The sequence below is a fragment of the Microbacterium sp. LWH11-1.2 genome, assembly GCF_038397745.1.
Lineage (GTDB): Bacteria > Actinomycetota > Actinomycetes > Actinomycetales > Microbacteriaceae > Microbacterium.
The window spans coordinates 3,895,457-3,908,702 of the sequence record NZ_CP151636.1 but is presented as its reverse complement, the minus strand read 5'-3'; the positions used below and the strand labels follow the sequence as shown (position 1 = coordinate 3,908,702).

The 13,246-nt window shown below is 71.3% G+C and carries 12 protein-coding genes; 5 read left to right on the top strand and 7 right to left on the bottom strand.

What is annotated here, in order from left to right:
* Positions 1-47 precede the first annotated feature (47 nt).
* The 6 genes from paaE to MRBLWH11_RS19090 form a co-directional block, all read right to left on the bottom strand.
* On the bottom strand, positions 48-1,214 hold the full coding sequence (gene paaE, locus MRBLWH11_RS19115) for a 1,2-phenylacetyl-CoA epoxidase subunit PaaE (protein WP_341945977.1): 1,167 nt from the start codon (positions 1,212-1,214) through the stop codon (positions 48-50).
* Positions 1,214-1,726: a 1,2-phenylacetyl-CoA epoxidase subunit PaaD gene (gene paaD / locus MRBLWH11_RS19110; protein ID WP_341945976.1), complete on the bottom strand. Its 513-nt coding sequence runs from the start codon at positions 1,724-1,726 to the stop codon at positions 1,214-1,216. Before paaD ends, paaE begins: the two co-directional genes overlap by 1 nt.
* Entirely contained in the window at positions 1,720-2,517 is a 798-nt protein-coding gene (gene paaC, locus MRBLWH11_RS19105; RefSeq protein ID WP_341945975.1) for a 1,2-phenylacetyl-CoA epoxidase subunit PaaC, read from the bottom strand. Before paaC ends, paaD begins: the two co-directional genes overlap by 7 nt.
* A 62-nt stretch (positions 2,518-2,579) precedes the next feature.
* Entirely contained in the window at positions 2,580-2,885 is a 306-nt protein-coding gene (gene paaB / locus MRBLWH11_RS19100) for a 1,2-phenylacetyl-CoA epoxidase subunit PaaB (RefSeq protein WP_136056072.1), read from the bottom strand.
* On the bottom strand, positions 2,885-3,862 hold the full coding sequence (paaA, locus tag MRBLWH11_RS19095; protein ID WP_341945974.1) for a 1,2-phenylacetyl-CoA epoxidase subunit PaaA: 978 nt from the start codon (positions 3,860-3,862) through the stop codon (positions 2,885-2,887). Before paaA ends, paaB begins: the two co-directional genes overlap by 1 nt.
* A gap of 81 nt (positions 3,863-3,943) precedes the next feature.
* Positions 3,944-4,363: a pilus assembly protein CpaE gene (locus MRBLWH11_RS19090; protein ID WP_341945973.1), complete on the bottom strand. Its 420-nt coding sequence runs from the start codon at positions 4,361-4,363 to the stop codon at positions 3,944-3,946.
* Between the two features lie 219 nt (positions 4,364-4,582).
* On the opposite strand from MRBLWH11_RS19090, the gene MRBLWH11_RS19085 reads away from it, so the two are divergent.
* Complete coding sequence (locus MRBLWH11_RS19085) at positions 4,583-6,715, top strand: DEAD/DEAH box helicase (protein ID WP_341945972.1); 2,133 nt, start codon at positions 4,583-4,585, stop codon at positions 6,713-6,715.
* A gap of 47 nt (positions 6,716-6,762) precedes the next feature.
* Here MRBLWH11_RS19085 and MRBLWH11_RS19080 read toward each other — a convergent pair whose 3' ends face one another.
* Entirely contained in the window at positions 6,763-7,530 is a 768-nt protein-coding gene (locus tag MRBLWH11_RS19080; protein ID WP_116634689.1) for an IclR family transcriptional regulator, read from the bottom strand.
* A gap of 146 nt (positions 7,531-7,676) precedes the next feature.
* On the opposite strand from MRBLWH11_RS19080, the gene dhaK reads away from it, so the two are divergent.
* The 4 genes from dhaK to MRBLWH11_RS19060 all read left to right on the top strand — a co-directional run bounded on the left by dhaK (position 7,677) and on the right by MRBLWH11_RS19060 (position 13,240).
* Positions 7,677-8,669 (top strand): dihydroxyacetone kinase subunit DhaK, encoded by a 993-nt coding sequence (gene dhaK / locus MRBLWH11_RS19075; protein WP_341945971.1) that lies wholly within the window; start codon positions 7,677-7,679, stop codon positions 8,667-8,669.
* Positions 8,669-9,310 carry a dihydroxyacetone kinase subunit DhaL gene (gene dhaL, locus MRBLWH11_RS19070; RefSeq protein ID WP_341945970.1) on the top strand — a complete coding sequence of 214 codons (642 nt, stop codon included), beginning with the start codon at positions 8,669-8,671 and terminating at the stop codon, positions 9,308-9,310. The genes dhaK and dhaL overlap by 1 nt, the downstream gene beginning before the upstream one ends.
* 11 nt (positions 9,311-9,321) lie before the next feature.
* Positions 9,322-11,805 carry a phosphoenolpyruvate--protein phosphotransferase gene (gene ptsP / locus MRBLWH11_RS19065; RefSeq protein ID WP_341945969.1) on the top strand — a complete coding sequence of 828 codons (2,484 nt, stop codon included), beginning with the start codon at positions 9,322-9,324 and terminating at the stop codon, positions 11,803-11,805.
* A 154-nt stretch (positions 11,806-11,959) separates the two neighbouring features.
* Positions 11,960-13,240: a sensor domain-containing protein gene (locus tag MRBLWH11_RS19060; RefSeq protein WP_341945968.1), complete on the top strand. Its 1,281-nt coding sequence runs from the start codon at positions 11,960-11,962 to the stop codon at positions 13,238-13,240.
* Positions 13,241-13,246 lie beyond the last annotated feature (6 nt).

Below are 13,246 nucleotides of genomic sequence, written 5' to 3'. Positions count from 1 at the left end.
TCGGCGGGCCCTTCGAGAAGCTCAGGGACCCAGGCGACGCACTCCGGTCATACGTCGTAGTCGACGACCACGCGGTCGCTGGTGGGATGGGACTGGCAGGTGAGCACGTAGCCCCGCTCGAGCTCGTCGGGCTCCAGCGCGTAGTTCTCCGTCATGCTCACGCTGCCCTCGATCACGCGGGCGCGGCACGTGCCGCAGACGCCGCCCGCGCAGGCGAACGGGGCATCGGGACGCACGCGCAGCGCCGCATTCAGCACCGATTCGTGCGCGTCGACCGGACTCTCCACCGTCGAGGAGACGCCGTCGAGATTCACCTCGATGCGGAATGTCGCAGCTCCCGCGCGCACCTGAACGGGGCGGGCGGTGCGCAGCGGCTCCTCGCCCGTGGTGAACAGCTCGAACCGGATGTGCTCGCGTGCGACGCCGACGTCGGCGAGCACCTCGCGGCACAGATCCACCAGCGCGAGGGGCCCGCACAGGAACCACTCGTCGACGTCGGCAGGATCGATGAGCGAGGCGAAGATGGTCCGCAGCTTCTCCTCGTCGATCCGCCCCGAGAGCACCGGAGCCGTCCGCTGCTCCCGCGAGAGCACATGATGGAGCGTCACGCGGGTCGGGTACCGGTCCTTGAGATCGGCGAGATCTTCCAGGAACATCACGTCGAGGGTCGACCGGTTCGTGTAGAGCAGGGTGAAGCGCGAGGTCGTCGACCGGGTGAGCACCGTGTGTGCGAGCGCCATGAGCGGCGTGATGCCGGAGCCCGCGGCGATGCCGACCACGTGCTTGTGATCGAGATCGTCGAGGCCCGACGTGAAGGTGCCCTGCGGGCTCATCACCTCGATCTCGAACCCGGGATGCAGGCCGGTCTGCGCCCAGGTCGAGAACAGGCCGCCCTCGTCGCGCTTCACCGCGACGCTGAGCCGGGTCGGCCGGCCGTCGGTGCGGTGCTCGGGAGCTCGGCACAGCGAGTACGAGCGGCGCACCTCCGTGCCCTCGAGCGTCGTGCGCAGCGCCACGTACTGGCCGGGGAGATGGTCGTAGTCGTCGGCGAGCTCGGCCGGCACGGTGAAGGTCACCTCGACGGCGTCGTCGGTGAGCGGACGCACGTCCTCGACCGTGAGCGTGTGGAAGCGGGCGCGCGTGCGCTCGCCGGGCAAGCGATGCGGCGGGACGGATGCCGAGGCGGCGGCTCGCGCGGAGGAGAAGAGCGACATCAGTGCACCTTGAAGTGGTCGAAGGGCTCGAGGCAGGCGCGGCACTCGAACAGGGACTTGCAGGAGGTGGAGCCGAAGCGGGAGACCTCGTGCGTGTCGAGAGATCCGCAGCGGGGGCAGCGCACGCTCAAGGACAGCCGGATCGGGCCGCCCTTCGACAGCCTCAGGGACCCCGTAGCGGCGCGGCCGGAGGGCGGCGCGATGCCGTAGGCCTCGAGCTTCTTCTTGCCGGCATCCGTCATCCAGTCCGTCGTCCAGGCGGGGGAGAGGACGAAGCGCACGTCGACCTCCGCGAAGCCCGCCGCCGTCAGCGACATGATCACGTCGTCGCGGATCGTGTCCATCGCCGGGCATCCGCTGTACGTCGGCGTGATGTCGACGCGCACACGGTCGCCGTCGGCCTCGACCGCGCGGAGCACCCCGAGGTCCTCGATCGTGAGGACGGGAACCTCGGGGTCGGGGACGGCGGCGGCGATCCGCCATGCCGCCTGCGTCGGAGTGAGGGTCACCATGACGCCCCCGGATGCCGACGCGCGAGTACCTGCATCTCGGCGAGGATATGGCCCAGGGGAGTCGCGTGTGCTCCGCGCCGTCCTCCGGCGGAAGAGGCGGCCACCGGCGGCACGGCCAACTCGGCCTCGGCGAACACCGTGTCGACCACACCGTCGAAGCCCGCGCGCAGGCTCGACGGGCGCACGGCGGCATCGCCCAGCCGGTCGATCAGATCGTCGTCGCGGAACAGCTCGTCGACGTACGGCCAGACGTCACCGGTCGCGCGGATGACCCGGGCTCGCGACTCCTCCGTGCCGCCGGCGAGGCGCAGCATCCACTGCACGGCGTGATCGCGGTGGTAGTCGACCTCTTTCAGAGACTTCTCGGCGATCGCCGCGAACGTCTCGTCACTGCTCGTCCGCAGCGCCGAGTAGAGCTCGAACATGTACGTCGACACGACGAACTGCCGGGCGATGGTCTGCGCGAAATCGCCGTTGGGCTGCTGCACGATCCAGGCGCACCGGAACTCGGGCTCGTCGCGGAAGAACGCGAGGTCGTCTTCGCTCCGGCCGTCATAGGAGCCTGCGTAGTGCAGGAGCGAGCGGGCATGGCCGAGTAGATCGAGGGCGATGTTGCCGAGCGCCACGTCTTCCTCGAGCTCGGGTGCGCGGGAGATCCAGGCGCCGAGCTGCTGCGAGAGGATCAGCGCGTCGTCGCCGAGGCGGAGCGCGTACTCGGCGATGTCGGCGGACGCGGCGATCGCGCCTGTGCCGGAGAGCTCATCGCTGAGCTGCAGCGCGTCGACGGTCACGTCGCCGTGGATGTCGTGCGTTTCGTCTCGCTCCGCTCGCTCAACGACCGGGTCTGGCGTGTTCACAGGTGCGGCACCCCCTCGGATGCCGTGTAGTACACGGCGTGCCGGTAGTTCTTGCCCGCGGGGCTCTCGAAGTACGCGCCCTTCGCATCCGGGTCGCTGGTGGTGATCGCATCGGCCGGAACGGCCCAGATCGACACGCCCTCGCCGCGACGCGTGTAGAGGTCGCGGGCGTTGCGGATCGCCATCTCGGCGTCCGGAGCGTGGAGTGACCCGACGTGCACGTGGCTCAGGCCACGATTCGCGCGGACGAAGACCTCCCACAGGGGCCAGGGCTCGCGCTCGTCAGCGCCGGGGGTCGCCATCAGGCCACGGCCTTCGTCTTGACGGCCTGCTTGCGGGCGTACTCCGCCGCGGCCTCGCGCACCCAGGCGCCCTCTTCGTGGGCGGTCCGCCGGCGCTCGAGACGCTCGGCGTTGCACGGGCCGTTGCCGCGCAGCACCTCGAAGAACTCGTCCCAGTCGATCTCGCCGATCACGTACTGGCCGCTCTCCTCGTCGAAGCGCAGGTCGGGGTCGGGCAGCGTGACGCCGAGGATCTCGGCCTGCGGCACCAGCATCCCGACGAAGCGCTGACGCAGATCGTCGTTGGAGAAGCGCTTGATCTTCCACTTCATCGACTGAGCGGAGTTCGGAGACTGCTCGTCGGGCGGCCCGAACATCGCCAGGCTCGGCCAGTACCAGCGGTTCACGGCATCCTGCGCCATCTGCCGCTGCTCCTCAGAGCCCTGCATCAGGCTGAGCAGGATCTCGAATCCCTGGCGCTGATGGAACGACTCCTCCTTGCAGACGCGCACCATGGCGCGGCCGTAGGGTCCGTACGACGCACGGCACAGCGGCACCTGGTTGACGATCGCCGCGCCGTCGACGAGCCAGCCGATCGCGCCCATGTCGGCCCAGGTCGGGGTGGGGTAGTTGAAGATCGACGAGTACTTGGCCTTGCCGCTGATGAGCTGGTCCATCATCTCGTCGCGCGTGATGCCGAGGGTCTGCGCGGCCGAGTAGAGGTAGAGACCGTGGCCGGCTTCGTCCTGCACCTTGGCCATCAGGATCGCCTTGCGCTTGAGGCTTGGCGCCCGAGTGATCCAGTTGCCCTCCGGCTGCATCCCGATGATCTCGGAGTGCGCGTGCTGGGAGATCTGCCGGATGAGCGTCTTGCGGTACGCGTCGGGCATCCAGTCGCGGGGTTCGATGCGCTGCTCGTTCGCGATGAGCTCGTCGAACACGCGCTCCTCGTCCGAGATCTCGCTCGTGACGAGGGAGAGGTCTGCGGGGCTGGTCATCGTCGCTCCTCATTCAGCATCTTTACTGACCGATCGTTAGGTTATTCTGACACAGAAGGCCGCCCCTCTTCAAGGCGGGTGTCAGTGCGAGCGCGAGATCAGTTCCAGGAGGGCCCGACCGTACGCCTCGGCCGGGTCCGGATGCTCGAACGAGAGGCCGTTCCCGGCGAGCTCGATGTCCACGCGGAAGGTGTCGTCGAGACGCACGAGCGAGCGGAAAGTGCCGCGGAGCAGGTCGCGCAGCTGGTCCTCGCGCGGCAGCCAGACCGCGTCCGCGAGAGTCACGGCGTCGAGCGCCCATTCCGTCGTGCCGTTGAACGCGAGATCGGTGCCGCTCGGCGTCTGGCGCGCCTCGATCGTCATCTCGCTGACCGTGAAGACGTCGGCCTCCGCCTCGAGCTCCACCTCGTCCGGCAGGTCGAGCTGGAAGCGGTCGCCTTCGGCCGGGTGCCAGCCGATGCCGGCATCCCGCAGGGCGACGGCGAGTTCGCGGGTGATCATGCTCCTACGCTAGGCGCGATCTGCGGCCCGGGATCGACACATCTGCAGGTTGAGAGTACGGATGCAGGTCCGGAGAGGTGTTGTGAACCTGCATCTGTGTTTTCATCCGACAAGTCGGGCCCGGATGCCGGATGCCGGGATCCCGGGCGCGGGCGCGGGCGCGGTCGAGCCTGTGGATGACGGCCGCGAGGTGTCGGTGGCGTGAGGCAGAGTGGGGGCATGACCTCCCCCTCTCCCGTCGACACCCGCGAGGCCGCGCTCGCCGCACTGCGCGAGCTCGTCGGCCGCCCCGACGCCGACTTCCACGACGGACAGTACGAGGCGATCGAGGCGCTGGTCGAGGGGCGCCGCCGCGCGCTCGTGGTGCAGCGCACCGGCTGGGGCAAGTCGGCGGTCTACTTCGTCGCGACGCTTCTGCTGCGGCGGCAGGGCGCCGGGCCGACCGTGCTCGTGTCGCCCCTGCTGGCGCTCATGCGCGACCAGATCGCCGCCGCCGAGCGCGCCGGGGTGCGCGCGGTCGCCATCAACTCCACGAACGCGCACGAGTGGACCGACGTGCTCGCGCAGCTCGACCGCGACGAGGTCGACGTGCTGCTGGTCTCGCCCGAGCGGCTGAACAACCCCGCGTTCCGCGAGGAGCAGCTGCCGGCACTGGTCCGGCGCATCGGCATGCTGGTCGTCGACGAGGCGCACTGCATCAGCGACTGGGGACACGACTTCCGTCCCGACTACCGCCGGCTGCGCGACCTCATCGCCCAGATGCCGGCCGACGTGCCCGTGCTCGCGACGACGGCGACCGCGAACAGCCGGGTCGTGGCCGATGTGGCCGAGCAGCTCGGCAGTCTGAGCGAGGGCACGGGGGAGGCCGCCGCAGCCGCCGCGCCGGTGCTCACGATCCGGGGCCCCCTCGCGCGCACCTCGCTGCGGCTGGGCGTGCTGCGGCTGCGCGATTCGGCGAGCCGCCTGGCCTGGCTGCTGAGCCATCTCGATGACCTGCCCGGTTCCGGCATCATCTACACGCTGACCGTCGCCGCGGCCGTCGACACCGCCCGGCTGCTGCGCGACCACGGCCACGACGTGCGGGCGTACACCGGGCAGACAGACACCGAGGAGCGCGCCGAGTCGGAGGGGATGCTGAAGCGCAACGAGGTCAAGGCGCTCGTCGCGACCAGCGCTCTGGGCATGGGCTTCGACAAGCCCGATCTGGGCTTCGTGCTGCACCTGGGCGCGCCCTCGTCTCCCGTGGCGTACTACCAGCAGGTGGGTCGTGCCGGTCGTGCGAGCGAGAGCGCCGACGTTCTGCTGCTGCCCGGGGTGGAAGACCGCGACATCTGGCACTACTTCGCGACCGCGTCCATGCCTGACAGGGAGCGCGCCGAGCGGGTGATCGGCGCCCTCGGCGATACGCCGATCTCGACGCCGGCGCTCGAGGCGATGGTCGACATCCGGCGGACGCCGCTCGAGCTGCTGCTGAAGGTGCTCGATGTCGACGGGGCAGTGCGGCGCGTGCAGGGCGGCTGGGTCGCGACCGGCGAGCCGTGGACCTACGATGCCGAGCGCTACGAGCGGATCGCCGCCGAGCGCGTCGCCGAGCAGCAGCACATGATCGAGTACGAGCAGACCGACGGATGCCGGATGGAGTTCCTGCAGCGCTCGCTCGACGACGACACGGCCGCGCCGTGCGGGAGATGCGACAACTGCGCGGGCGGGTGGTTCCCGCGCGAGATCGGGACGGCGGCGAGCACGCAGGCCGCGGAGTCGCTCGATCGGGTCGGGGTTCCGATCGAGCCCCGACGGGCCTGGCCGACGGGAGCCGACCGGCTCGGGGTGCCGCTCAAGGGCCGCATCGCCGCCGACGAGCAGGCCGGGGAGGGGCGGGCGCTCGCGCGTCTCACCGACCTGGGATGGGGGAACACGCTGCGTGACCTGTTCGCGGCGGGCGCGTCGGATGCAGCCGTCACGCCGGCGCTGCTCCAGGCGTGCGTCCGGGTGCTCGCCGGGTGGGGCTGGGCCGAGCGGCCGGTGGCGGTCGTCGCCCTGCCGTCGCGCTCGCGTCCGCTGCTGGTGGATTCGCTCGCCCGGGGCATCGCCGAGGTCGGCCGCCTGCCGTACCTGGGGGCGCTCGAACCGGTCGGCGGCGGCCCAACAGGGCAGCCCGGCGGGAACAGCGTCTTCCGCCTCGCCGGTCTCTGGGACCGGTTCAGCGCCGAGCACCTGGAGGTGCCTGCCGGCCCTGTGCTGCTCGTCGACGACCTGGTCGACAGCCGGTGGACGATGACGGTCGCCGCTCGTGCGCTGCGGCAGGCGGGCGCGACCGACGTCCTTCCGCTCGCTCTCGCGCTGCGCGGCTGACGACCCTTCGTGGCTGTCGGCCCTGCGCGGCTGACGGCCTCGCGCGGTCAGTCCTCCGCGGGGGCGACGCGCGGCGGCCAGGACGTCGCTCCGAGCTCCCGCGAGATGTTGCGGGCCGTCTCGCGGAGCGCGTCGAGGATGGCATCCGAGGGCGGTGTCTGCGTGGTCGGCATCACCACCGCCACGGCTGCGACGATGTCGTTCGAGGCATCCGCGATGGGGGCCGCGATCGAGGATTCGCCGAGCACCGCCTCGTCGAACTCTGCCGCATTCCCGCGCTCGGCGATCGCGGGGAGCTCCAGGGTGAGCCGTGCGATGTCGGTCACCGTGTCGCCGGTGAGGCTGCGCAGCGGCTGCTCGAAAACGCTCCGCTGGAACCCGAGGTCATAGGCCAGCAGCACCTTGCCCATCGCCGAGGCGTGAGCCGGGATCGCGACCCCCGTCTCCAGCATCTGCTGACTGTCATCGGGGCGGAGGTTGTGGTGGATGACCAGCACATCGGTGAAGTGCGGGGCGCCGAGCCGTACCGAGAGGTTGGTGCGGCGGGCGAGCTCCTGCGTCCAGCGCATCGCCCGCGCGCGCACGTCGAGCGTGTCGAGGTAGACGTTGCTGAGACGCAGGAGGGTGGGGCCCAGCATGTAGCGCTGTCCGCCGCGCTCCTTCGCGACGAGGCCGTGCGAGCGCAGCGATTTCACGATGCCGTGCACGGTGGAGGGCGGAAGGCTGAGGGCTGCGGCGAGGTCGGTGATGCCCAGATGGCGCGCGCCCTGGAGCAGCTCGAGGATCTTCGCCGCACGGTCGATCGCCTGGATCACGGGGCATCCCTTCTTCCGGTTCGACGTCGAACCGGCTCGTCGTGCTGGTCTTCCGGATTGATCTTGACAACCCGACCGGGTCCGAGCATATTCGACATTAACGAATTGCTTTCCGATTTTCGCGAAAGAGATCAAAGGAGATCGCAGTGAAGAAGCTCATCAATGCCCCGGAAGACGTGCTCGTCGAATCGCTCAGAGGCGTGGCGCTCGCCCACCCCGAGCTCTCGGTCGACCTCGAGACCCACGTCATCACGCGCGCGACGCCCAAGGCGCAGGGCAAGGTCGCCATCGTGTCCGGCGGCGGATCAGGACACGAACCGCTGCACGGCGGGTTCGTCGGCGAGGGCATGCTCGACGCCGCCGTGGCGGGAGAGGTCTTCACCTCGCCCACGCCCGACCGCGTGCAGGCCGCGACCAAGGCCGTCGACCGCGGTGCCGGGGTGCTGCACATCGTGAAGAACTACACCGGCGACGTGCTCAACTTCGAGATGGCGGCCGAACTGGCGTCGATGGAGGGCATCGAGGTCGGCAGCGTCGTGGTCGACGACGACGTGGCCGTGCAGGACTCGCTCTACACCGCGGGGCGTCGCGGCGTCGGCCTCACCGTGCTGCTGGAGAAGATCGTCGGTGCCGCCGCGGAGGAGGGCCAGGACCTCGCCTCGGTGGTCGAGCTCGCGAAGCGAGTCAACGGCCAGGGGCGCTCGATGGGCATGGCGCTCACGAGCTGCACGGTCCCGGCCGCGGGCAAGCCGACCTTCGACCTCCCCGAGGACCAGATGGAGATCGGCATCGGCATCCACGGCGAGCCGGGTCGGCACCGTGAGCCGCTGGCTCCGGCATCCGACATCGCCCGTCAGCTCGTCGAGCCGATCCTCGCCGACCTCGACTTCGCCGGACCCGCGATCGTGATGGTCAACGGGATGGGGGCGACACCGCAGATCGAGCTGTACCTGATGTACGCCGAGGTCGCGGCGCTCCTCGAGAAGGCGGGCGTGCAGATCGTGCGGAACCTCGTCGGCAACTACATCACCTCGCTCGACATGGCCGGATGCTCCGTCACGGTGCTCAAAGTCGACGACGAGCTGCTGCGCCTGTGGGACGCCCCGGTGAACACCCCTGGTCTGCGGTGGGGGGCGTGATGGCGACCATCGGAACCGACACCCTGGTCGACTGGATCTCGCGCTTCCGCGACGCGGTGACCGAGAAGCGCGAGTGGCTCACGGAGCTGGACTCGGCGATCGGCGACGCCGACCACGGCGCGAACATGGCGCGCGGCATGAGCGCGGTGGGGGAGAAGCTCGCCGCGGGAGCCCCCGCGACGGCGGACGAACTGCTGAAGAGCGTCGGCATGACGCTCGTGAGCTCGGTCGGCGGCGCCAGCGGGCCGCTCTACGGCACCTTCTTCCTGCGCATGGGGATGACGGCCGGCGCGGTCGACGAGCTCGACGCCGCCGGCCTCGCATCCGCGTTGCGCGCGGGACTCGAGGGCATCGTCGCCCGCGGCAAGGCCGAGGCCGGCGACAAGACGATGTTCGACGCCATGGCACCCGCGGTCGACGCGCTCGATGCGGCGATCGCCGAAGGCGCCGATCTGTCGTCGTCGGCGCGGCGGGCCGCCGATGCCGCGGCCGCAGGACGAGACGCGACCGAACCGCTCGTGGCCCGCAAGGGCCGGGCGAGCTATCTGGGCGAACGCAGCGCCGGACACCTCGACCCGGGTGCCGCCTCGACGGCCATCCTGTTCGACACGCTCTCCGCGGCGATCTCCGGCAGCTCCTGATGATCGGGATCGTGGCCGTCTCCCACAGTGCACGACTCGGGGAGGCGGCGCTGGAGCTTGCCCTGCAGATGGTGCAGGGCGGGGATGTGCGGGTGAAGGTCGCCGCCGGTGCAGGAACCGACGGCGAAGGGGCGCCGATCCTCGGAACGGATGCCGTCGCCGTCGCGGGCGCGATCGATGAGCTGGCCGCCGACTGCGACGGGGTGCTGGTGCTCATGGATCTCGGATCCGCCGTGCTGAGCGCGGAGCTCGCCCTCGAGCTGCGCGGGAGCGACGTGCCGGTGCGCCTCGCCCCCGCTCCCTTCGTGGAGGGGCTCTTGGCAGCGGTGGTCTCGGCGGCCGCGGGCGGTTCGCTCGACGATGTGGCGGCGGAGGCCGGTGCGGCCCTCGGCGCGAAGACCGGGCAGCTCGGGAGCCCCGGGGAGTCCGATGCTGTGGAGACCGCCTCGACCGGAACGACCGCGGACGCGGGCGACGCGCACGTCCGTCGGGTGCGGGTACGCAACCCCCTCGGCATCCACGCGCGCCCGGCGGCGCTGATCGCCCGAGCCGCCGCGGGTTCGGACGTGCGGCTGCGTCGCCTTCCGGAGGGACCGGATGCGTCTGCCGCGAGCCTCTCCCGACTGCTGATCCTCGGAGCCCGCCAGGGAGACGAGGTGGAGCTGACAGCCCGGGGAGCAGACGCTGAGGCGGCGCTGACCCGCGTGGCCGCGCTCTTCGACGACGGATTCGGCGAGGGGACCGAGGACGCGTCGGCTGGGCGTCCCACCGCCGCGCCGCAGAGCTCTGCCGCGCCCGCGACGAAGATCGCGGCTCCGGCCGAGATCGCCTCCGGTGCCGTTCTCCGCGGACGCGGGGTGAGCGCGGGGCGCGTCGCGGCGCCCGTGGTGCATCTCGCCCCTCCGCTTCCTGAGCCCGATCCGGCAACGGTGATCGCCCCGGAGGACCGCGCTGACGAGGTCTCCGCGATCGAGTGGGCGGCGGTGGCGGTCGCCGATCAGCTGCGTTCCCGCACGGCGCAGGCCACGGGGGAGGCCAGGGCGATCCTCGACGCCTCGCGGCTCCTCGCCTCAGACCCGGAGCTCGTCGCGGATGCGACCGCTCTCGTGCAGACGAAGGGGCGCAGCGCCGCGCGCGCGGTGTGGGAGGCCGCAGCGGTCCACGAGAAGGGCCTCCGCGCCCTCGGCGGCCGGATGGCGGAGCGAGTCGCGGACATCCGCGACGTGCGGGATCGGATCATCGCCGAGGTCCTCGAGGTCGACCTGCCCGGTGTGCCGGAGCGCGACGAGCCGTTCGTGCTGGTCGCCACGGATCTCGCCCCGGCCGACACCGCGTCGCTCGAGGGCGGGCAGTGCGTCGGACTGGTCACCGAGCAGGGCGGGCCGACCTCGCACACCGCCATCATCGCGCGGTCCCTCGGCCTGCCGGCGGTCGTCGGCGTCGCCGGTGCGACGGGCGTGGTCGCGGGCGCTCTGCTGCTCGTCGACGGCGACCACGGCACGGTCGAGGTGGATCCTCCCGAGGAGCGCATCGCCGAGGCACGGGCGGCGGCCGTCGTCGTCGCCTTCGACGGCGCCGGTGCGCTCGCCGACGGACACCCCGTCCCGCTGCTGGCGAATGTCGGGGGAGGGGCGGATGCCGCCTCCGCCGCGTCCGCCCGAGCGGAGGGCGTCGGGCTCTTCCGCACCGAGTTCTGCTTCCTGGACCGGGCGGATGCCCCGAGCATCGAGGAGCAGGTCGCCGCCTACCGCGGGGTGCTGGCCGCGTTCCCCGGACGCAAGGTCGTGGTGCGCACGCTCGACGCGGGCAGCGACAAGCCGCTGCCCTTCGCGAACGCCGACCACGAGGAGAACCCGGCGCTGGGCGTGCGTGGTCTCCGCATCGCCCGTCGTTCCCCGGAGCTCCTCGACGAGCAGCTGCGGGCGCTCGCGCTCGCGGCCGATGCGGAGTCGGCGTTGGTCGAGGTGATGGCCCCGATGGTGTCGACGGTCGAGGAGGCCCGTGACTTCGCGGAGCGCTGCCGGTCGGCAGGGATCGCGCGCGTCGGGATCATGATCGAGACGCCGGCCGCCGCGCTGCTCGCCGCCGAGCTCTTCGAGGTCGTCGACTTCGTCAGCCTCGGCACCAACGACCTGGCGCAGTACACGCTGGCGGCGGATCGTCTGCTCAGCGAGCTCGGCGATCTGAACGATCCGTGGCAGCCCGCCGTCCTGCGTCTGATCGGCGCGGTGGGCGACGCGGGCCGTGCGGTCGGGAAGCCGGTGGGGGTCTGCGGTGAGGCGGGCGGGGATCCGGCGCTCGCGCCGGTGCTGGTCGGGCTCGGCGTCACCTCGCTGTCGATGACCTCCCGATCGCTCGGCAGGGTCGCGGCCGCACTCGCGGATGTCGATGAGGCGGCGTGCCGACGCGCGGCCCTCGCGGCGATCACGGCCTCCACGGTCGCCGATGCCCGGGCGGCGGCGGCTTCCGAGCTCGGCGTCGCGCTCCGGTCCTGAGCCCCGAGGCGCGGGTGTATGCGCACAGCGGCATGCGTTTCTTATCATTCTGATCTCGACATGGGTCGTCATTCTCCGCCGCGTCGCGCGCAGGCTCTACGCTCGCCGCAGGGGGCGTCGACGGACGACGCTTGGTTCTGCATCGGAGGGTCATATGTCGCGCTCACGCTCACTCACGACGACGGCGGTCGGGGTCATCGCCGCCGGTTCTCTGCTTCTGCTCGCGGCGTGCGCGCCGGAACCGGGAACGGGCCCGGAGCCCACAGGTACGGAGGGGCCCGGTGCCTCTCCGTACACGGGTCCGGCGGTCTTCGTGGGCGACGAGCTCGACATGCTGCTGCTCACGCCCGACGAGATCACGGAGCTCCTGCCCGGAAGCACCGAGGTGGGTGCGTCGTCGTCGGTCCTGCAGCAGATCTCCGACGGGGGCGGCCCGAGCCCGGAACCCGCGATCTGCGCGGCGCTGTTCGCCGAGCAATCGTTGTGGACCGTGGGGTCGCGCACCGTCTCGTGGAAGGTGCCGGACGACGCGCAGCGGGGTGCCGGCAGCCTGTCCGTCCTGCAGTTCGCCGATGAGGACCACGCGGCGAAGCGCATGGACCAGCTCCGCTCCGCGGCGGAGCAGTGCGGCACCTTCGACTACAACGGCGAGGCGAGCTTCGACGCCGTGCTCCCGGACGCCTCGGAGAACGCGCAGGCGTACGCCGGCGTCCTGACCTTCCCCGAGATCGAGGGCGGAGCCCGCACGTTCTCCGCCGTCGCCTCCGTCGGCAACGTTCTCGTGCAGATCTGGCAGCCCGTCGTCGGCGACACGGTGATCGACGGGGAGGCCATCGCCGAGCTGCTCCTGTGGCGCGCGGAAGACGCCCACGCGGCGTTGATCGACGAGCTCACGGCGAACCCGCCGACGGAGGAGGAGGAACCCGCCTCCGATGCCTCCGCGCCCTGGAGCGAGTGGGCGGTCTCGGTCGGTGGTGTCGGTCCCGTCCGTCTCGGGGACCCGATCGACGACGCCGTGAAGGCCGCGGCGGGGGCGCAGGCGCTCGAGCCCGCCTTCGAGCAGGGGCCGTGGCGGGTCGTCAACCAGGACGCGAGCGCGTCGATGCTGATCCAGCCGGACGAGGGCGGCACGGTCGTGACGTCGATCACGGTCGGCAACGACCGCACCTTCGACGAGGCCGCGCAGTCGGGGGCGGTTCTCCCGGCCCGGGGCGACGTGCGGGTGGGCGACACGGTCGCCGAGGCGATCGCCGCCTACCCCGGTGGCACCACCGTCACCGTCGCCTCGTCGGGCGACGACTGGTACGACGTCGCGACGCGGGACGGGCGCCTGTTCCGATTCCACGCCGACCGCGACGTCGTCGACGCCGGATCGCTCATCATCGGGATCACCGTGGAGGACGCGACGACGCGTCGCGAGCCCGTCTTCGGGTGACGGACG

What these genes read in the sequence shown, in the direction of transcription:
- paaB (WP_136056072.1), bottom strand. Translation starts at nt 2,885, where the DNA reads ATGGCGACCCCCGGCGCTGACGAGCGCGAGCCCTGGCCCCTGTGGGAG.
- paaA (WP_341945974.1), bottom strand. Translation starts at nt 3,862, where the DNA reads ATGACCAGCCCCGCAGACCTCTCCCTCGTCACGAGCGAGATCTCGGAC.
- paaE (WP_341945977.1), bottom strand. Translation starts at nt 1,214, where the DNA reads ATGTCGCTCTTCTCCTCCGCGCGAGCCGCCGCCTCGGCATCCGTCCCG.
- paaD (WP_341945976.1), bottom strand. Translation starts at nt 1,726, where the DNA reads ATGGTGACCCTCACTCCGACGCAGGCGGCATGGCGGATCGCCGCCGCC.
- MRBLWH11_RS19060 (WP_341945968.1), top strand. Translation starts at nt 11,960, where the DNA reads ATGTCGCGCTCACGCTCACTCACGACGACGGCGGTCGGGGTCATCGCC.
- MRBLWH11_RS19090 (WP_341945973.1), bottom strand. Translation starts at nt 4,363, where the DNA reads ATGATCACCCGCGAACTCGCCGTCGCCCTGCGGGATGCCGGCATCGGC.
- dhaL (WP_341945970.1), top strand. Translation starts at nt 8,669, where the DNA reads ATGGCGACCATCGGAACCGACACCCTGGTCGACTGGATCTCGCGCTTC.
- MRBLWH11_RS19085 (WP_341945972.1), top strand. Translation starts at nt 4,583, where the DNA reads ATGACCTCCCCCTCTCCCGTCGACACCCGCGAGGCCGCGCTCGCCGCA.